General features: G+C 56.2%; 18 protein-coding genes. 2 read left to right on the top strand and 16 right to left on the bottom strand.

The genetic code is table 11. From position 1 onward, the window contains the following. Positions 1 to 153: 153 nt before the first annotated feature. The 14 genes from AB6803_RS27730 to AB6803_RS27665 all read right to left on the bottom strand — a co-directional run bounded on the left by AB6803_RS27730 (position 154) and on the right by AB6803_RS27665 (position 14969). Entirely contained in the window at positions 154 to 1581 is a 1428-nt protein-coding gene (locus tag AB6803_RS27730; RefSeq protein WP_371111913.1) for an aldehyde dehydrogenase family protein, read from the bottom strand. Positions 1582 to 1746: 165 nt separating this feature from the next. Beyond that, entirely contained in the window at positions 1747 to 2157 is a 411-nt protein-coding gene (locus AB6803_RS27725) for a winged helix-turn-helix transcriptional regulator (protein ID WP_371111912.1), read from the bottom strand. Positions 2158 to 2768: 611 nt separating this feature from the next. Further along, complete coding sequence (locus AB6803_RS27720; protein WP_371111911.1) at positions 2769 to 3557, bottom strand: SDR family NAD(P)-dependent oxidoreductase; 789 nt, start codon at positions 3555 to 3557, stop codon at positions 2769 to 2771. A gap of 234 nt (positions 3558 to 3791) precedes the next feature. Continuing rightward, positions 3792 to 4604 (bottom strand): sugar phosphate isomerase/epimerase family protein, encoded by an 813-nt coding sequence (locus AB6803_RS27715; protein ID WP_371111910.1) that lies wholly within the window; start codon positions 4602 to 4604, stop codon positions 3792 to 3794. Between the two features lie 195 nt (positions 4605 to 4799). After that, complete coding sequence (locus AB6803_RS27710) at positions 4800 to 5579, bottom strand: 2-keto-4-pentenoate hydratase (RefSeq protein ID WP_371111909.1); 780 nt, start codon at positions 5577 to 5579, stop codon at positions 4800 to 4802. A gap of 136 nt (positions 5580 to 5715) precedes the next feature. Continuing rightward, the gene (locus tag AB6803_RS27705; protein WP_371111908.1) at positions 5716 to 6648 is read right to left on the bottom strand and encodes a dihydrodipicolinate synthase family protein; all 933 of its coding nucleotides are present in this window, start codon (positions 6646 to 6648) and stop codon (positions 5716 to 5718) included. A 28-nt stretch (positions 6649 to 6676) separates the two neighbouring features. Further along, on the bottom strand, positions 6677 to 7504 hold the full coding sequence (locus AB6803_RS27700) for a shikimate dehydrogenase (RefSeq protein ID WP_371111907.1): 828 nt from the start codon (positions 7502 to 7504) through the stop codon (positions 6677 to 6679). A gap of 4 nt (positions 7505 to 7508) precedes the next feature. Continuing rightward, entirely contained in the window at positions 7509 to 8312 is an 804-nt protein-coding gene (locus tag AB6803_RS27695) for a sugar phosphate isomerase/epimerase family protein (protein WP_371111906.1), read from the bottom strand. Between the two features lie 128 nt (positions 8313 to 8440). Next, positions 8441 to 9460: an aldo/keto reductase gene (locus AB6803_RS27690; RefSeq protein WP_371111905.1), complete on the bottom strand. Its 1020-nt coding sequence runs from the start codon at positions 9458 to 9460 to the stop codon at positions 8441 to 8443. Between the two features lie 289 nt (positions 9461 to 9749). Beyond that, on the bottom strand, positions 9750 to 11048 hold the full coding sequence (locus AB6803_RS27685) for a sugar ABC transporter substrate-binding protein (protein ID WP_371111904.1): 1299 nt from the start codon (positions 11046 to 11048) through the stop codon (positions 9750 to 9752). Positions 11049 to 11095: 47 nt separating this feature from the next. Next, positions 11096 to 11941 carry a carbohydrate ABC transporter permease gene (locus AB6803_RS27680; protein ID WP_371111903.1) on the bottom strand — a complete coding sequence of 282 codons (846 nt, stop codon included), beginning with the start codon at positions 11939 to 11941 and terminating at the stop codon, positions 11096 to 11098. Between the two features lie 8 nt (positions 11942 to 11949). Beyond that, on the bottom strand, positions 11950 to 12891 hold the full coding sequence (locus tag AB6803_RS27675; RefSeq protein WP_371111902.1) for a carbohydrate ABC transporter permease: 942 nt from the start codon (positions 12889 to 12891) through the stop codon (positions 11950 to 11952). A gap of 50 nt (positions 12892 to 12941) precedes the next feature. Further along, positions 12942 to 13994 (bottom strand): ABC transporter ATP-binding protein, encoded by a 1053-nt coding sequence (locus AB6803_RS27670; protein ID WP_371111901.1) that lies wholly within the window; start codon positions 13992 to 13994, stop codon positions 12942 to 12944. 144 nt (positions 13995 to 14138) lie between these two features. Next, a complete protein-coding gene (locus tag AB6803_RS27665) occupies positions 14139 to 14969 on the bottom strand; it encodes an IclR family transcriptional regulator (RefSeq protein ID WP_371111900.1) in 831 nt (276 codons plus the stop codon). Positions 14970 to 15137: 168 nt separating this feature from the next. Between AB6803_RS27665 and AB6803_RS27660 the strand changes: the two genes are divergently transcribed. Together AB6803_RS27660 and AB6803_RS27655 are read left to right on the top strand one after the other, a co-directional pair. Beyond that, on the top strand, positions 15138 to 16142 hold the full coding sequence (locus AB6803_RS27660; protein ID WP_371111899.1) for a Gfo/Idh/MocA family protein: 1005 nt from the start codon (positions 15138 to 15140) through the stop codon (positions 16140 to 16142). 105 nt (positions 16143 to 16247) lie between these two features. Continuing rightward, entirely contained in the window at positions 16248 to 17180 is a 933-nt protein-coding gene (locus AB6803_RS27655; RefSeq protein WP_371111898.1) for an SMP-30/gluconolactonase/LRE family protein, read from the top strand. A 220-nt stretch (positions 17181 to 17400) separates the two neighbouring features. On the opposite strand, the gene AB6803_RS27650 is transcribed toward AB6803_RS27655, so the two are convergent. Then, positions 17401 to 18207: a shikimate dehydrogenase gene (locus tag AB6803_RS27650; protein ID WP_371111897.1), complete on the bottom strand. Its 807-nt coding sequence runs from the start codon at positions 18205 to 18207 to the stop codon at positions 17401 to 17403. Continuing rightward, positions 18204 to 20177, bottom strand: a complete 1974-nt coding sequence (locus AB6803_RS27645; RefSeq protein WP_371111896.1) for an FG-GAP repeat domain-containing protein — start codon at positions 20175 to 20177, stop codon at positions 18204 to 18206. Before AB6803_RS27645 ends, AB6803_RS27650 begins: the two co-directional genes overlap by 4 nt. Positions 20178 to 20269 lie beyond the last annotated feature (92 nt).

Below are 20269 nucleotides of genomic sequence, written 5' to 3'. Positions count from 1 at the left end.
GCATAGCAATCTCCTTTTCTGGAGATTGAATCACATACCAGCACCAACATGAACCCCGTTATGGGGACACGGCCTAGTTGGCGGTCGGTCAACATTTGCTGAATGCCCGGACCAATCTGGTTCCGGGCATTCATTCTCAACGTGACCTAGATGTCAGGCTGCATCGCGGAAACCGATGATGGCCTTGATCTCGAGGAATTCGCCGATTGCCATCGGACCCCATTCACGTCCGTTGCCGGACTGCTTATAGCCGCCGAACGGCGCAGCCAGATCAAGATTAACATTGTTCAAGTAGACTTGGCCGGCACGCAGGCGACGCGCGATTGCTTCGGCCGCAACTCGCTCACCCTGAACATAGGCAGCAAGGCCGTAGGTCGTGTCGTTGGCGATCCTCACCGCTTCTTCTTCGTCGGAATAGGCGATGATGACCAGAACTGGCCCAAAGATTTCTTCGCGCGCGATCGTCATGTCGTTGCGCACATCGGCAAAGACCGTAGGCCGGACGTAAAAGCCAGCGTCAAGTCCGTCGGGACGGCCGAGGCCTCCAGTCACAAGCGTGGCGCCTTCATCGAGACCCGACTGGATCAGACGCTGGATTTTGTTCCATTGCGCTTCCGAGGCCACCGGTCCCATCTTTGCATTGGAAGAAGGATGGCCGACCGACCAGGTTTCGGCGGCCGCCTTGGCAAAGCCGATCGCTTCGGCAACCTGATCGACATGGACCAGCATCCGAGACGGTGCGCTGCAGTTCTGTCCGCTGTTCAGCATCATCTGCGCTACGCCCCCTTCGATAGCAGAAGCGAGATCCGCGCTGCGCAGAACGATGTTGGGTGACTTCCCTCCTAGTTCCTGATGCACCCTTTTGACGGTAAGCGCACCGGTGCGAGCCACCTCGATCCCAGCTGCGGTTGAGCCAGTGAAGGAGACAAGGTCCACCTCGGGATGGCTCGTCAAAGCATTGCCGACAACGCGGCCATCTCCATGAACAAGATTGAACACGCCCTTGGGTACTCCGGCGTCATGGAGGATCTCGGCAAGGATCGTACCTGAGAACGGCGCGATTTCAGACGGTTTCAACACCACGGTGCAACCCGCAGCAAGCGCAGGTGCCACCTTTGCGGCCATCAACATCAGCGGCCAATTCCACGGTGTGATCAGAGCACAAACGCCGATCGGCTCGCGCACGACTTCGCTTGTGCCAAGAGGCTCATCAAAACGGTAGGTCGCAAGCGCTGCTCGTGCAATCTGGAAATGGGCAACGCCGACGGTCACCTGCAATTGCTCCGAAAGCCATTGCGGCGCGCCCATTTCATCCGTTACCGCAAGAGCTAGGTCGCTCGCTCGCTTGTCGTAGGCAGCAATAATGCGGTCGAAGAGCGAGATTCGCTCCTCAATCGAGGTGAGTGAATAGGTTTCAAAAGCCTTTCGCGCGGCTGAAACGGCGTCGTCCGCGTCGCTCGCATCGCCCAGCGCGACTTGACCAATAACAGCCTCGTCCGCTGGGTTGATAACATCGATTACGGCTTTGCCTTTGGGCTGCACCCAGGCTCCGTCGATATAGAATTGAAGATTGTTACGCATGAGAAAGCTCCATCATTGTTGACGGAGACATAGGTATCTTTTGTAAACTTGGCGTCAATTAGGCACTTAAAGTAGCCCTGGTAGGGCACGGTATACCTGGCCCGAACTCTCATTTCCGAACCGCCGCGAGCCGGTATCGGACCTCCTGCAGTCGCTCTCCTCGCTTCACAGGCGTAACTGGATTAGCGATCTATCCGCGCCCTTCTGCCCACCCTCTGTGCTGTCGAAAGCCTCCCTTGCCGCAGTGACCTGTGGCAGCTTTAACAGTGTCCATTTGTGAAGTTCCTGGAGTGGCTCCCGTAAGGTGCGGCCCAGCGGTGTCACCTGATACTGAACGGCGACCGGCGAGAGTGAAATCACCTCTCTCGCTATGAGACCGTTGCGCTCGAGGCGGCGGAGGCACTGAGTGAGCGCTTTTTGCGTGACGCCTTGCAGCCGACGGCGAATGGCGTTGAAGCGCTGCGGTCCGTCATCGAGTACGGCAAGCACCATCATCGACCACTTGTCAGCAATCTGATCGAACAATGCCCGGCTCGGGCATTCAGAAGAAAAGCAGAGCGGTTCCAGTTCGAGCATGATGGTTTCCTTCGATATACCTAGGCGACTTGAAGTGCCCAATTGACGCTAGGTCTATATCATATACTTGGAGTTCGTACTAACGCAACGGAGTCTGCTAATGCCCAGTCTAGATACAAGCAGCCCGTTTCGCCCCTTCACCATCCGGTCGCTTGAACTCAAAATTCGTATAGTTATAGCGCCGATTACCCCCCTTTTTGCACCCGAAGGCGTGCCGACCATCTCTTCGGGTGTTAGGCTGTTTTCGTCCGTGATCACCTCGGTTTTGTACATTGGACGAAGAACGACTCGTATGTTCTCACCAATGTCAGCCGAGCGGCCCACCTTCGATATTAGATGCGATCCCACGAATGATGTTAACGCCGGTTTCCACGCGCAAATCTCCATACCATTTGGCGTTTTCCGCAGCATCAATCGCATGTGTAATGTCGCAGCGCCGGCGTGCCCGTAGTACCAAGTCTTTAGCCCGGCCGACTCTTCGGTTTTGATATCGCTGCAGACAATCTTCGAGACCCGAGGAGTACGTTTGCAAAACCTGTGCGAGACTGGCGGCATCTTCCCAGCCCGTCCTTACTAAAACATCTTGATCATCACTAAGGAAATCCCGGCTTCTATTTCGAGCTCGGACGCCCAGGGATATGGCTTAGGATTGTTTTTGAAAAGCCGCCGTCGACGCAGAGGTCTTGACCGGTGATGTAGCCGGCAAGCGGGCTTATCAGGAACTCAATTGCATTCGCGATATCTCTTGGATCGCCGATCCTTGAAAGCGGGATGAGCTTCTCTCTTGCCTGCTTAATCGCCGGATCGGCGTACATTTTCTCAGTCATGGGGGTGTGGGTCATCCCCGGAGAGACGACGTTTACGCGAATGCCGTCCGGTGCCCATTCTAAGGCGAGAGTCTGCGCGAGCATGGTTAGCGCCGCTTTGGTTGGACTATATGCCCCTGATCCCGCATGGGGCAGTTGTCCTGACATCGAGGATGTGAAGCATGCTGCGCCACCGTTCTTTTTCAGATGCGGATAGCAATATTTTGCAAGAAGCCACGCCCCGCGAAGGTTGACCTCGAACATTTTGTCCCATTCGGCAACGGACAAATCGCAGATACGTGCGGGGCTAGCTACGCCGGCATTGGCAACAAGGGCGTCAAGGCCACCAAATTCAGATACCGCCGCCTCTACGAGGCTCGGGGCGACATCGATGTTGCTCAAGTCGCCGGACAACGCAATAGCGTCGCCACCCAAGGCGCGCACCGCGCGTGCCACTTCCTCTTGCGGTTCGGACGAGCCAAGACCACACACGGCGATCTGCGCACGCTCGCCTCTTGATGCCGCGGCTTCAGCTATCCGAATACAAACCGCAGCTCCAATTCCGCGACTTCCTCCACTGACTATGACTCTCATCTGCGCTTCTCCTCGTCGGCAACTAAGTCGAACTATATGGAATTGATTTCCAAATCACAATCAGATTCTAGTTCGTGTGAACACTAACTGGATGCACCCTGTAGTGACGGTCGGTAGCTGGGGTCGCGCTGATCTAAGGGCGCGGACTTTCCGCTGAGCCCCCTCACTCCGCCACCTCAGATGGATCACTAATCAGGAGCTAACGAGAAATTCGCGTTTCTGAATTTCGACACATCACGAACCAAGGTCCCAGCCTCTTTTTCTCAGCTCCTCCAATCCTTTGTTAATTTCCAGCAGCGGTTCTTCCTCGCGGATAATCTCGAGAACGACGAGATCGGTACTGAAGACTGAACTGACCGCTTGTCCCAGACCTTCGAAATCGACGACCCCCGTACCGATCGGATCGTGACCCCAGACGTCCGTCCCCGTATCAGAAATGTGCACGAGACCAATGTGCGCGTGATGTGATCGAAGGCTCGCTACGGGGTCCTCGCCGATATAGGCCGCGTTTGCGACATCATAGACGATGCTCAGATGGTCGCTTTTGATTTCCTCGACGACGCCGACGAGTTCGCCGATCGTCGGCCTGAAACAATATGGGGTATTCTCCATGAGGAGCCGCACGCCGGCTTGCTTTGCCACCGGCAGAAGCACCTCAAGACTTTCATAAAACCAGCCAAGGGCTTGCGGGATCGTCGGAGAAATCATCGGGCGGCGCGTTCCCGGAGAGATTACAACATCCGTTACTCCCCAATCGACCGCAAGTTGGATCACGTCCTTGATATGGTCTACGCTTTTGCGCCTCATATTCGCGGCCGGGCTAGCGAGGTTGATATCGTACCCGCCGGCATTCAAGGACCTGACGCTTGCTCCATGATCCTGCAGCTGCTTCTTAGCGTCCGAACGCAGTCTTGCCGACATTTCGTCCGGCCAGCAGTGCGGGGAACTCACGGGAACTTCGAAAACGGTAAAGCCATGGCGGGTGAGTTCAGACATTGCCTCCACAGCCGTGGATTTCCAAAGATAGGAAAACGTGTTGATAATCATTGATGTCTCCGTGTTGCTACGCGCGATTTCAAGCTGTGTGGATAGTCGCGTTGCTCCGGCATTGCCCATTGGCGACCGCAACTCAGGTTTTTTTGATGGAGGGCTGTCGCCGAGCTCTTAGCGCCATCGGCATGGGAGTGCTGGCACGTGTACGAGTAGGTGTTCACAGCAGAGACGGAATTCAGTTGCATTGCGTCAGGCTCCTTGTCTCGCGCGTTCACGAAGCTCGAAAGTAAGCACAGCATGCTCGCCGAGCTTGATGGACACGTCGCCTGGACCGGGAACTTCGATTGCACCGCAGAGGCTCCCCGTCGTGATCATCATGCCCACTTTGAGCGCGGTTGCAGGCCTTGATCGATCGTTCGCGTAATCAGAAAGCCAGGTAAGCGGGTCTTTCGTCGGATGTTGTCCGGCAGCGTCGAAGGCGACTTGGCCGTTGAGCGAGAGCGTAAGAGGAAAATCCGAACCCGGCTGAAGGATGTCTAGGGGCAGGGTTGGGCCTCTTACGTACCCCATGTTTCCGAGGCGATCTGCCAGAAACGCCGGGAAGGAGATGGTGCCGCCTTCCGAAATGCAGCTCCAAACCATTTCGGCGCCAAGGTAGACGTTAGAAATCGCGGCCAGGATCTCGGCCCGCTCATAGGACCTCTCCGTTGGAACAGGGAGATCCCGCCCGAGCTCAACTGCAATTTCCACCTCGATTTTAGTACCTTTCAGCCAAGGAAGCACCGCGCCGAGAGGACTTGTCAGGTAAGGATGAAGCGGAGCGGCGACAGGGTCGCCGCCGGGCGATTTCGCTACTTTCCAGGCGTTGGCAGCTGCACCTTCAAGCTTCGACAACTGGCTCTGTACCTCGATCGCATCCTCAAGGGCTTCGGGCACTGACACGAGACGGCCTGTCACAACTTGGCGTCCCTCAACACGCAGTCTGTGTAGCTGATGAGCCAATGCAATGATGTCGGGTTTGGCTAGCATAACTTTTTCTGTCTGCCTCTCGGTTATATGACGGTGTCACCTGAAAGATGAAATATCCCGCTCGCCCGACCATCTTTGCTTTGGACGACGGCGCCGCGGCGGATGTGTTCATTCAGAGCAAATCCAACGTCCACCGTTAGGACGCTTGCTTGATCCGCTCGCGAAACCTCTCCGTCCCATGCTGAATATGGTCCATGAGATCCATGACGGCCCAGTGCCGCTCGGCGATGTCATAATCCGTTACACGAGAATGGATGCTGTCAAATGTGCCGAGGCGCTTGTGCCAAACCTTGGCAAGACCAGGATAACCCATAGGTTCAGCCATCGCTGCGAGCGCCAGGAAGGTTTCAAGCTCGCGGCGCAAAACGCTGTCTTCGGAAGCGTGCTTATAAAGCCAAGCGTAGAGGTCGGGGTGGATGTTGGTGAAGACGCCAGAGAAACCTTTCGATCCAGCGCGCATTGCGGCTGCAGCGATAGCTGCATTGGCGTTCACGATTGCAAAGCCAGAGTCGCCGGAGAGCGCGACACGTCGTTTGACCGTCTCGAGATCGCAAGAGACATCCTTAAGCGTTACAAAGCGACCGGTGTCACGGCACAGCTTGAACTCGTCATCGCTCAGGAGACGGCGGTAGGGAGCTGGGCATTCGTATAGACCGAGGGCGAGATCGCTGGGGAGCCAGGTCAAGATCGCATCGAGGTTGGTACGAAACGCTTCTGGCCCTTCGTTCCGTGTGTCGAGCCTGTTGCTAACGAGGACAAGAGCATCGATCCCAGTCTCCGCCATTGCAACCAGTTCGGTGCGCTGATCATCGCTGCTGTCGCTGATGTGTCCTGATGATATGACCGGCACACGACCGGCAGCTAGCGAAACAACTTTTTTGGAAAGCTCAACTCGCTCTTCCAGCGATAGCTTTTGCATCTCGCTCGATTGGCAGACGGCAAAGAGGGTGTCAGCGCCATTGGCGATATACCATTCCACAAGTCGCTCAAGACCTTCCCAATCGATCCGGTTATCCGGCGTGAAAGGAGTAAGCATAACGGGGACAATACCCTGGGCTTGGATATTCATGAATTAATCCTTCTCGGTTTCTGGATTGTCAAAGCGCAGTTCCTGCCGGCAGACCTGCAGCAAAACCCGCCATCAGGCGGATCTGCGCGAGCAGCATGTCATTGCCGTCAGACACCGTCGCGCCAGCTGCCTTGGCAGCGCGTAAAAGTGTCGTGTCTTCGCTTAAGCTTGCTATATCGGCGATGAGCATTTCAGGCCGTATTGCGGCAGCCGGCATGGGGAATATGCTATCTCCCTTGACGCCGATCGGGGACGCATTGATGACGATGTCGTAGTCCCACCCTGCCGATTCATCTCCCGCAGCTGCGCATTCTTCACCACGGAAATTATTGACCATTGCCACAGTGAAGGCGACGGATTCTGCCGAGAGATCCATGAGATCGATCTTGGCAACACCTTCCTCAGCAAGTGCAAACGCAATCGTGCGGCCAGCTCCACCAGCTCCGACAATCAGCACACGTGCGCCGCGCAGTCGCGACTTTGCCTCACCGAGACCGTCAACAAAGCCTATACCATCGAACAGCGCACCGTTCATCTGCCCGTCCTCTGCGCGCTGGACGCAGTTGACGGCACCGACTGCCTTCGCCGTCGGCGTGAGAGTTGAACACCTCTTGGCAGCAGCCACCTTGTGAGGGATCGTCGTGCTAATACCGCAAAGGTTTGGAATCGCAGCAAAAATATCCCACGCCGCCGAGAAATGTTCGGCGGTTATCAGAAACGGCACCGCGTAGATGTTAACTTCGGCGGCGGCAAAGATCGGGTTGATCAGGCGCGGCGTCTGTACCTGATGGATCGGATCGCCGAAGACAGCGTAAACACGCGAGTTGCCGTCGAGGTTAGGGATATTGACCCGCATGATTTCAATCCTCGCTGAACAGGTTACTGCAACGCTCGATGGCGATATCCATCACCTCCGCCGGGTCGCGAGACCACCACTCGGTTGAGAAGATCTCCACTTCAACCGCTCCATCGTATCCGGCACGTCGCATCATCGAGTGGATGCCGCGCAGATCTATGATCCCGTCGCCCATCATGCCTCGATCGGTCAGGACATGACGGGTAGGGATGAGCCAGTCGTTGACGTGAAAACCAAAGAGCCGACCGGCGTCGCCGGCCCGCGCGATTTCGGCGTGTAATCGCTCGTCCCACCAGCAATGATAGACATCAACGACCACTCCGATGCCCGGCCCCAGCGCTTCGCACAGAGAATTTGCATGGGAGAGACTAGAGATGACGCTTCGGTCGCCTGTGACCATAGGATGGAGTGGCTCAATGGCGAGCTTCACTCCGATCTTTCGCGCGCTGTCGAGGACTTTACCAATTGTATCCTCAATCCTTCGTCTTGCTGAAACCAAGTCCTTTTCATTGTCTCGAAAGCCACCGGTAAACAGGAAGACATGGTCGGCCTCAAATTTCGCCGCCCGCTCAAGTTCCGCCTCAACCAGGTCGAATTGATAAGCATTCAACGGCCCAACCCGGTTATATCCCGAGACCGTCATTCCAAAATCTTGCAAAACAGACAGAGCGTCGTTTTCGCCAACTTTGGCAATCTCGTCTCCCCAAATGGAGACAGTATCCAGCCCTCGCTCCGAGCAGAGTCGAAGATAAGTCAACATATCTGCTCTCTCGCGCACGGTGGCGTGATTTAAGACAATGTTCGTCATCGGCCCCTCTTAGCTTTGCAGATGAATGGTTCTGAGATCATTCGCAGAAACAAAGTCTGGATCCCGGCGGTCGTTTGATAAGCAAACGGTTGTCCTGACACTGAAGTCCGGTCGCAATCAGCTTTCACTTAGGCAGCCTTCCTCGAATGACGACGAACCTCTGGCGCGAGCCATGGAGAGACATAGCCACGGTCGGCCTCTTCAATGAGCGATCCCGGCGGAACAAGCGCGTCTATCTGGTCGAGCGTCGCGGACTGGAGGACTGTCTCGAAACCCGCTTCCATGCTCTTGAACTGCTCGAGCGTCCGTGGGCCGAGAATCACAGACGTTACTGCGGCGTGCGCAAGTGGGAACGCCTGAGCCATGTGCATCAGGGACAAACCTGCCTCGGTCGCAACGCGCCCAAGTTCTGGAAGCAGCTCCAGTTTGCGACGGTTGCCCTCGCGCTGCATGTCGAATCGCGTTTGCAGGATTGGGTAGTGCTGTCCCCACTGCTCTTTGACACGCTCGGCTCGGGATCCTGACGGCACTGAGCCATCGCCCTTGTACTTGCCAGTCAGCCAGCCGCCATTCAGCGGGCTCCAAGCGGTGAAACCCATGCGGTAGTGTTGGACGGCAGGGAGCGTCTCTCTTTCCACAGCCCGTTGAAAAATCGAGTAGGGCGAGCTTTCATTGATGAACCGCGCCGTCTTGTTCAATCGGCTTACCGATTGCGTCTCTGCCAGATACCAGCTCGGCACTGTGGAGCAGCCGATATACCGAACCTTGCCTTGGGCCACGAGGTCGTTGAGGGCGCCGAGTGTTTCATCAAGATCGGTGTGAAGGTCGGGCCGATGCATTTGGTAGAGATCGATGTGATCAGTGTTCAACCTTCGCAGGCTGTTTTCGACCTGCTTCATAATCCAATAGCGGGAGCCACCCTCTTCGTTGCGTCCTTCACCGGCCGCCAACCGAAACTTGGTCGCAAGCACCACTGAGTCACGACGGCCTGCAATCGCCTTGCCGACGATCTCTTCGGATTCGCCATGAGAATAAGTGTCAGCAGTGTCGATGAAGTTGATGCCGCGATCGAGCGCTCTATGCAAAATCTCGATGCATTCTTTCTCGTCAGTATTTCCATCAGATCCGTAGCTCATCGTGCCGAGCATGTACTCGCTGACCTGAACCCCAGTTCTTCCAAGGTATCGATATCTCATCGCGGATGCCTTTCATCAGTCTGAATGTGGCTCGCTGGTCCAGGGGTTGCGCGCACCGTGTGAGAGCGCATGGCACAGCAGTACCCATCGGCTTTTCAGCCGCCGTTGAGCGAAAACTGGGGTCGCCCGAACCACCAATTTTAACGTCGAGGTTCCGACGACGACCGTAGATGGCCTTGTCGGAAAGGACTGGATGGCGGCGACGACCCCGCCATCCAGCCTCGTTTCGAGGAGGCTAGCTTTACTGCGCCTTCGCGAGAGCCGCTCCATACCGTTCGATCAGTTCGTCGTAGGCATCTGCCGGCGATCCATCTTTCAGGATCATCCGCTGGAAAGCCTCACCCAAGATGGTGTGATACGTCGAGAGGATCGGGGAGTAGGTCACTGTCTGGCCACGCTGGGCTACCAAGTCAGCCCACTGCTTCTGGTCCTTACCGGCGTCGCTCTGGAAATATGGCGAAGTGTATGCTGATTTGCGCGATACAACTTCGCCGCCCTCGGCTGCGAAAGCTTGCGCCTCCGGCGACACCATAAACTTCGTAAAGGTCCAAGCGGCATCTGGATTTGCGGTCTTCTTGTTGATCGCGATATTGTAGCTGTAGACCGTTTGCTTGTCGTTTGCCGTATACCCTGGCGCCGGAGCCCAAGCTAGATCGTCACCGCCACCTTGCTGCTTCACTGTCTTATAACGATAAACGCCAAACACCGCCGTCGCTGCACTGCCAGAGCGGAGAGCATCGTGCAATTCGTTGAACCCCATCTGGGCGCTGCGCAGTGGAGTCACCTTGCACTTCGTATAAAAGTCTTTGATCGTTTGCGCCGCCTTGATGAACGACTCCTTCGAAAAAGCGATCTTACCATCAGGGGTAAAATATTGACCGCCATTGCCAGGCAGCATCGTGCTTAGAAAGAATTCTCCAAGGCTTTGGGCGCCGCCAAGACCGCCTGTTGCTCCAAGCGGAACAGCGAAGGTGATCGTATCCGATTGACCGAATTTGTCGCCTAGTGCGCATACTTCATCCCAGGTCGTCGGTGGCTTGACCCCGGCCTTCTCCAACATGCTTTTGCGGTAGAAGAGGATTGGAATGCGGAAGTCTTGGGGAAGAGCATAGAGCTTTCCGTCGACCTTCGTGCTCGACAGAGGCAGGAGCCAATCGTCATCCGGAATGCCGTCCTTCTTCACCAAATCGTCGAGCTGGAGAAGATTTCCGGTGGCAGCAAATTCGGAAACAGCAAAGCCGACGACGCGGATCACGTCTGGTGTCTGGCTTCCGGACTTGATAGCGCGTGCTGCTGCTCCCCCGGTTGGATCGACAAGCAGCTCGACCTTGATGTCTGGGTTCTTCGCCTGAAAAGCGTCAATCATCTTGGTCTGAGCTGCAGACCGGGGATCCTTCGAATTGTTTGGATCCAGGAATGTCTGGTAGATGATCTTCGTGCTTTCGGCGAAGGCCTGCGTAGCAACGAAAGCTGATATGGCAGTCCCAACCGCCAGCGCCGCGGATGTTTTGATAAATTTCCGTTTTGATATGGTTTGCATGCGTCTTCCTCCCAGATTGAACATGATGTGTGGATTTGTTTAGGTCATCAGCCTTTAACGGCGCCGGCCGTCAGGCCGGAGATGAACCATTTCTGAACGAAGCCGAACATGAAGATCACCGGTGATGATGCGACCATCACGAAGGCCATCATGTAGGACCAAGAAATGCCAACGGCGTCGAACACCTGATTGACGAGGGCGACCTGCAGGGTCCGTTTTGCGACCTCGGGCGCAAAAACCGCCACCGTGATGTAGTCGTTCCACGTCGTCACGATGCCAATTGTCGCGACCGCCGCTATACCCGGACGTATGAGCGGCAAGATCAGAGCCCAGATGATTTGAAACCGGGACGCGCCATCGATCATAGCGGAGTCCTCGATCTCAATTGGAACGGCTTCGACGAAATTGGCGATGAACCAGACTGTCTGAGGGATAATCCGCGCGGAGAGGATGATCGTCACCACGATACCGCTGTTGAGCAAACCGACCGTTTCCAGCAGATAATAAGTGGGGACCAGCAACGCCACACCTGGCACCATCGAGGTCCCCAGTATCACCAGCATCAAGGTCCGCTTACCTTTGAAAGAAAAGCGTGCGGCGGCATAACCTCCTGGAATCCCGACGAGGAGAGCTATGATTACGGCCCCGACGGAGTAGGCAACGGAGTTCCAGAGATCATTGAGGAAAGCAGCGTCCTGGAAGACCTTGGTGTAGTTATCCAGCGTCGGTGAAGTCGGCCAAAGAGTAGGCGGAACGACGACCGCTTCTACTTCTGTTTTGAACGATGTCGCAAAGGCCCATAGTACTGGCCCGAGAACGATAATCCCGATAATCAAGGATCCCAGGATCGCGGGTATCTGTCCGTTCGATCGGTTCGAGAGAGCGTTACTCATATTTGATCCTATCCGGTAGCGCGGCCGGTCAGCCGGCTGTAAAGAGCACCAAGGGCGACATTGATTATCAGGACGACGATCGAAATGACGGCAGTCGGCCCGATGTTGACCGCTTGAACGGTTCCGCGGAAAGCTTCGAAGCTAAGCGTGGTCGTCGACCCCAGCGGTCCTCCGCCAGTCATGACGATGATCAGCGTCATCAAGGTCAGATACATGATGGAAAGCGTCAGTGCCGTGCTTCCCAAAGTGGGAAGGATTTCGGTGAACGTGACATAACGGAACTTCACGAACGCACCGCCGCCATCAATTTCCACCGCTTCGTAGAGTTCCTTCGGAATGGACTGCATGGCTGCTGTCGCCATCACCATGACATAGGGAAATGACCACCAAGCAGTGACGATGATGATGAGGGGCAACGCCATTCCCGGATCCCCTAACATCAGGCCGGGGTCGATACCTAGCTTCTGGATTACATACGGTACCGGCCCGAAAGAGGGGTTGAGCAGCCAGAGCCAGATGCTGCCAACAACCGACATGGAAAGCGTCCAGGGAAAAAGGATGAAAACGCGCAACGCAGAGCCGGTAACGCCCGCCCGATTCAAGACCAGCGCTGAAGCCATGCCGAGGATCATGGCGCCCGCCAGAGAGCCTCCAACATAGGTCAAAGAAATTATGGTCGTGTCCCAGAACTCGGAGGAACGTAGCACTTCGACGTAATTGGCGAGACCGTTAAAGCCGACGAGCTCGTAGTATTTCGTTTTCTGAAAGCTCAACCAGATCACAAATATCGTCGGATAGAGCGTCACAAGAAACAGGATCAGGATTGCGGGCGTAAACCAGAGAAAGGGAGCCCAACTAAAGCGGTTTGCATTGTCAGTGGCGCCCACGACGTTGCTCGTCAGGTCTGTCGCGCCTTGATTGCTGCTGACTTGTAATGATGGTATCGACATTCGATTACTATTCCCCTGTGGCCGTCTCAGGCAGTGGGTAGTGTCTGTTCTTAGGACAAGCGCCTTCCGGTGCTCTCGCTGAAGAGGTGGACGCGCGAAAGATCAGGGGCCACGACGATGGTCTCGCCAACTTTCGGTAAAACTCGGTCTCGGAATATGCAGACGATGGTTTGAGTGCCATGCCGAGCGATGACCTGGGTCTCGGAACCTGTCGGTTCAACGACTGTGACGGTAAGGGGCAAACCCTCGTCACTCAGAGTGAGATGCTCAGGTCGAATACCGTAGATCACCTTCTCTGACGGACCGGCCATGCCTGGAGGCAAAGGCAGCTGGTGTTCATCCTCGAGAACGAACCGGCCTTGCTCCACATTCCCCTTCAGGAAATTCATCGATGGCGATCCGATGAATCCGGCGACAAATATGTTGGCTGGATAGTCATACAGCTCAAGCGGCGCGCCGACTTGCTCAACATAACCGTCGTGCATGACGACGATCTTGTCGGCCATAGTCATTGCCTCGACCTGGTCATGGGTCACGTAAACAGTCGTGGTCTTGAGCCGCTGATGAAGTTCCTTGATCTCAGCGCGCATTTGCACGCGCAACTTTGCATCGAGGTTCGAAAGCGGCTCATCGAACAGGAACACCTGGGGATTACGAACGATTGCTCTGCCCATCGCGACACGCTGACGTTGCCCGCCCGAGAGTTCGCGGGGGTAGCGATCAAGAAGTTTCGTGAGACTGAGGATTTCAGCTGCTCGTTGAACGCGCGTTGCCCGCTCCTCGCGGGGCGCCTTTTTCAGCTTCAGAGAGAAGCCCATGTTTTCCGCAACGGTCATATGCGGATAAAGGGCATAGTTCTGGAAGACCATCGCGATATCTCTGGCCTTGGGAGGAACATCGTTGACGGTGCGTCCGCCAATCTGGATCTCGCCACCTGAGATGTTTTCCAGGCCTGCAATCATCCTCAACAGAGTTGACTTTCCGCAACCCGAGGGCCCGACCAGGGTTACAAATTCCCCTTCATTGATGTCGACAGACACGCCATGAAGCACGGGTAAGGCGCCGTAAGCTTTGCGAACGGACTTGAGCTCAACACTAGCCAACTGTTTCCTCCTGCCGGCCACCGAAGCGGCCACTTGATCCAGCGCGATCTCCCCGATCGCTATTGGAACGTTATTCCACTAAGAGAAGCGGGTGTCAACAGACGTAGGCGTTACAAGAAGTACACCGTGAGCTACGGAAGATATTTAGATAATGTTGCCAACGACTTGCGACGCTTTCGAAGCGTTCGCTTGCGGGGTGGGCGAGGCGATCCGATAGGGCCAAAGTTCGGATAGTTCCTGGGCAGTGGCCTTCACCTGTTCCGCCAATTGAGGAACTACGAGTGGTGAAAAGTGGTGGATCGGGCCAGCGATGCTCACCGTTCCAACAACCTGACCGCCAACGCGAATGACAGCGGCGACAGCAGCGACGCCGGCTTCCGCTTCCTCAATCGCAGTGGCCCATCCCCTTTCTTCGGTCTCATCCAAAGCCGCAGAAAATGTCTGCCTCGAGGTAATAACCCGCGGGCCCCCCAGGTCTGTCCGTCCCAGTCCACTCGCTACGGCCCTTGCCAACGCCTCCTCCCGATCCAGCGTCGCTAGCCAGGCTTTGCCGTTGGCGGTCGTGTGCAGCGGAACTTTTGCAACGAGTTCCGGCTGGTAGATCAAGCCGGATCGCATCCCTTGTGAGTGGGAGATCCACGTCAAACCATCGGGATCCAGAATCGCAATCCTGCCCAGTCCTTTGGTATTACTGGCCAATCTGTCCAGTATCGGTTGGCAGATATCGGGGATTCGAGTTCCGGCCAACAGGCGCTGGCCCATTACGGCGAGGCGCAACGAAAGCCGGTAGAACCCGTTGTCGGGGTCCTGTTCGGCCCAACCCAAGTCACACAGACTGTTGAGCAGGCGATGCGCCGCGCTCTTTGGGACGTCCAGCCGACGGCTGATTTCGCCCAACGACAGTCCAGTGGCGTTCTCGCTCAACAGCGTGATGACGTCGAAACAACGATCTAGAAGGGATTTGACAAGGCGCATGGTACCACGATATTCGGTTTGTCGGAACGCTATTCCAATAGCATTGCGGAGGGCGTTTCACAAGGAGCCGCTTGACGGCGGTCAAACGTTAGTCCGCCGTTGTCCGGCCGGCCCATGCGTTTAACCACGGCTCCTCGCCTTGATAAACCTCCAATAAACGGAGTCGAGATGAAGATCGCAGTATTCGACGTCAGCCACTGGCATTTTCCGCTTTACATCGCTGCGCTGAAGGATCCGGGTATCGAGGTGATCGGCATATCGGACAGCGCTTCATTCGCCGGGCCTCGTTTTTCCGATCTGCTCAATTGCAAGCTCTTTGGTTCCAATGACGAACTGATGAGCCAGGACTTTGACTTTGCGCTCGTCTTTAGCCGTCACTCCGACATGGCCGAACTCGCTGAGCGGCTAATCGCCAAGGGCAAGCCCTTTCTCATCGAGAAGCCATGCGGGCTTAATGTAGAGGAGGTTCGTCGTATCCGCAATTTAGCCGAGAAACGCGGCGTCTACGTTAGTGTGCCTTTTATTCAGCGGGTGAGCGCTCTGGCTGATCTTCTATCGCCGGCTGCAGGTCTGATGGCAGACGGATTTGAACATCTTTCCTTCCGATTTGTCGTAGGCTCGGTCGCACGGTATGAACGAAACGGGTGCGCATGGATGCTTGAAAAGGCCCTCGCAGGCGGTGGGTCGATGCTGAATGTCGGTATTCACTTCATCGACCTGATCTCAAACCTGACGCAATCCCCCATCATCGAGGTCTCAGGCCAGGTCCAGATCTACCGGCCTGACGTGACCGTCGACGAACAGGCTGTCTTCACCTGCCGAACTGCCGCAGGACAGATCGGCGTGATCGAGACAGGGTATTTGTATCCATCCACAGCCGACGATCAGCGGGATTTCGCCTTTTCGCTGTCGCATCGTCAATCCTACATTCGCGGTTACGCCGACCAATTCTATGCAAAGACGCGTGAAAACGGGAGGGCTAGCTCGACGACAATCGAATATAACACGGACGAGTATTACCCTGTTTTCCTTCGCCGAAGTTGGGCTGACCTCGCAAATAATCGTCGTCCCGTTGCAGGCTTGCTCGAAGCGGAGCGAGCACTGGCCGTCATTGAGGCAGGCTATCGTTCGGCAGCAAACCGGGGCATGCCCGAGCGCGTGGAGACCAATTAGCTCGCTTACGAAATCAATCCTCACGGGCGGGCCATAGTATAAATCTGTCCGGATCCCCACAATAAATCGCTATTCCGACCTATTCGTTCAGGGCTTTCCCATTCTATGACGAAACCTGACATCGAGATCATTGCCAAGGGACTTCACTTTCCCGAAGGACCCGTCGAACTCCCCGACGGTTCGATTGCCGTCGTGGAGATCGGTGCCGGCAGGATCGTTAGGATCAGCGGAGGCGGAAAACACGAACTACTGGCCCAGACCGGCGGCGGCCCTAACGGGATGGCTTTAGGGCCGGATGGAGCGCTCTACGTTTGCAATAATGGAGGGTTCTCCTGGGAGCAGGAGGGCGAGTGGTTGCGACCCGTTGGTCTGGCCCCAGATTACTCCGGTGGAATAGTCCAGAGGGTCGATATCGCGACGGGCGAGGTGACGACCTTGTATGACCAGTGCGACGGCCGAACACTTAGTGGTCCTAACGACATCGTTTTCGATAATCAGGGCGGCTTTTATTTCACTGACACGGGCAGGGTCGGGGAGTTCCAGCGCGACCATGGTGCTGTCTATTACGGAAAAGCCGATGGCAGTTCGATAAAGAAGGTGGTATTTCCGCTTCTCGCACCAAACGGAATTGGCTTGTCACCCGATCTTTCGACGCTATACGTCGCCGAAATGGAAACAGCACGACTGTGGAGCTACGCCATCGCTGGGCCGGGGGTAGTCCACAAAAGACCTTTTCCGAGCCAGAGTGGCGGCGAGCTCATTATCGGACTAGGCGGCTTCCAGCGTCTAGACAGTCTGAAGATTGCGGCTTCCGGTAACATCTGCGTTTCAACCTTGGTGACCGGGTGCATAACGGTGGTGTCGCCAGGAGGCGAGTTGCTCGACCAAGTGTGGATGCCAGAGATTTATCCCACAAATCTAGGATTTATTGGCCAAGACTTGCAAGATGCCGTCGTGACCCTTTCGCTGACAGGTCGGGTTGGCAGACTTCGGTGGCCCGAGAAAGGTCTGAGGCTGCAACATCAAGGAGAGGGATAATCCTCGCCCAATTCTCTGGGAAAAGGCACGTGGATGTGTCATAGCAAGTCAGTCGGGGAAATCGCTTTTCTCGAAAGAAAAGCGTTGCGGAGATCGAGCAACATCTCGATGGCGCTTGGGGCGTATCACTTGAAGACGCGAAGTATGCCGCTACGCCGGATGGCGTTCGAGAACGTCATGCCTTACGGGTCAGGCATGACGCTTGATGCGAGAAACGCAGCTAAGCCCAGAGCTCACAGATATGGTCGACGGTGAGATCGGCTTGTCCGGTGATCATGTGCATGCCGGAATGGGTTTCGACACCCTTTGCTGCGGCCAATGCGAGAAGCCTGGTTGTTTCGGGCTGGGCAATGACTTCAGCGAATGTCATCCCAGGCAGCAGGAGATCCGGATTAAGCGGTAGCGCGTCCGTATCTTGAAGGCCGAGTGACGTGGCATTGACGACGAGCTGGCCCGCTTCCGGCTCGGCTTTGCCTGCCTTGGCAACTTTTCTTCCAAAGTCAGCGTTCACCGTCTCCGCCAGCGCTTCGGCTTTGTCAAAAGTTCGATTCGACACCGTGATGCTGCTGGCACCTGCCTCGACGAGTGCAAACGCTATAGCAACCGAAGCACCGCCGGCTCCGATGATGAGAGCATCGCGACCCTCTATCGCAATCCCTTTCGATTGGAGGCCACGCACAAAGCCTTTGCCATCGAACTGGTAGCCTCGAAAGCTACCGTCGCGTTCGCGCCGGACGAAGTTGACAGCGCCGACCCGGGCTGCCACCGGATCGAGACTGTCGCAGAGGTCGATCGCCGTCTGTTTGTGAGGTAGAGTAATGCCGAACCCCACGAGGTTCGGCATCGCCCTCAGGCCGGCCCAGATTGTGGCCAATTGTTTTGCTGGCACATGGAGCGGGATAGACACTATATCTGCCCCGCGTGCCGCGAAAAGAGGATTGACCGCAGCTGGCGACTTGGCTTGGGCGATCGGGTCGCCGATAATGCCAATCAGCTTAGTTGTACCTCGAATGCTGACGCCGCTCACCACGACAATTCCTCGCGCTTGAGCCAGACGATGCTGCCGTCCTCGATCCCGACAATGATGTCGAGATTTCCGCGGCCGGCCCAATCGACAACTTCCGGGGAGGCGACATGCATCGCCATCTGAATGGTCTCGTCGTGGTGTTTGATCGGGATTGGCAACGCAAAGCGCGGCTCTTCCGGCGTTCCGACATTGCGGGAGTAGAACAGGCCCGCCTGCTTCGTCGTATTTCGTGGTGCGCCGGTCCTCGGATCCGGTGGCACGCAGGCGCGGGCATGGGTGCCAAAAATAAGGTCCGTGCGACCTGTGCCTTCCCAATCGCAGAAGCACAGCTTTACGCGCCCGCGCCCGCCGCCAACATCGACCGTAAAACGTATAGCTTCGCCGTCTTCCCAACGTAGGAAACGTTTGTCGACGAGTTCCGTGTCGGACGCCTTCCTCCAATCGCTGAGGACTCCGTCCTCATCCAGTGCGACATAGTGGAGGTCGCTGTCCTTGAGCCAATCAACGACCGCCGGTCGAACCCGCCAGACTGTCTTCAACGGCTTGCCCTTGAAGGTTAGGAACTCCTCCTCGCCAAAGCGTGGCGGCAGGACCTTTTCGCCAGTGTTGCGGAACAGCCGATGACGGCCCGTAACGTCGCTGACCAATATGTCCATGCTGCCATTGCCGGTCCAATCGGCAAGGGTCGGGCAGGAGTAGCCGAACATTTTTTCCGACGGCCCCTGGATAGAGCCGGTCAATCCGGCTGCAAGCCGGATCGGCGTGTCGCCACCCTTCAGCATGACTTCCTTGTCGAGATAAATGATCCCGTCTTTTTCCCGGCTTTGGTAGAAGAGCAATTCCCCCGTGCTGTTGCCAACGACAAGATCGTAGTGCCCGTCACCGCTGAAATCATAGGCCGCGGGGCTTGGCAGGATACCCGCGTGGATCAATGGCTTCGTGGTCTCGATGCGGCCGCGCTGCTCGAAACGCGGAAGTCCGTCTTCGCCATCGCCGACGTTCTTGAGAAAGCTGATGTATCCATCCTCGGCGCCGTAAACGATATCTTCGCGACCGTCGCCATCCCAATCGACGACGCAGGGGAGATGGATGCACTGTTCGAGTTCCAGAACCGTGCCGTCGATACCGCGCACCAGACTGGTCGGCTCGAAGGTTCCGTCTTCGCGCTGCCGGGCAATATGCAGGATATTCCAGAACTCGCCTGCGATGATGTGTTGCTGCCCAGTCCCAAACTGGCCGAATGCATGCGCCAGCTGCCCATAGACCTCAAGTGGCGTTTCGCCGGCGATGAGGGCATGGCCCTTTTCCAGCACGGGCGCTGCGAGCGTACCTTTGTTCTTGAATGCGTACAGGAAGCCACGTAGCGGACCGCCGAGCCAACGTCCGGCGTCGTCATAGCCGCGATAGCCTTCGTCGTTCCATTCCAGACCGTTCGGCCAATAGTCGTTCCAGTAGTCGCTACCGACGATGAGTTCCGCCACCCCGTCGCCATCGATATCGTGGAACCGGGCCATATGGAAATATTCGTTACCCTTGACCCAGTCGGCATCGAGGTCAAGGCGCACGGGGTCGCCAAATTCAGGTGCGCCTTTTTTCCCGACATTGGGAAAGACGTAAATCTGTTTGCGCAGCCGCGACGCGGAGACTAGATGGAAAATATCTCCATCCTTAACGGCCGTCACGTAACCGCGGACGCCTTCCACCAGTTCTTCTTCACCCAGAATAGGCGTGCCGTCAGGATTGGTGCCGATCTGGCGACGCAGGAAAACGCGACCGTCATAGCATGCGTCCCATGCCGAAATCAGCATGTCCTTTGTACCTGTGCCGCTCCAATCGACGATCTCGACACAGGTGATGATCCGACCTGCGACAGCCGCCGACTTGACGTCCGGGTGGTATTTCAAAGCCTCCGAACCATAGTCTGGACCGTGCCAAAGAGTGGCGTCGTCCTCCCATCTTGTCACGCTCATCGCAAATCCTCTCCACTTGCAGAATTAATTGGAAATGATTTCTAAAACGAAACCACCTTTCAAATCTAGTGGAAAATTGAGTCGAGCGCCTT

Source organism: Rhizobium sp. RCC_161_2 (assembly GCF_041355235.1).
In the GTDB taxonomy this organism is placed as follows: Bacteria; Pseudomonadota; Alphaproteobacteria; order Rhizobiales; family Rhizobiaceae; genus Rhizobium.
Note: the sequence above shows the minus strand (reverse complement) of the source record. Positions and strands in the feature narration are given on the sequence as shown.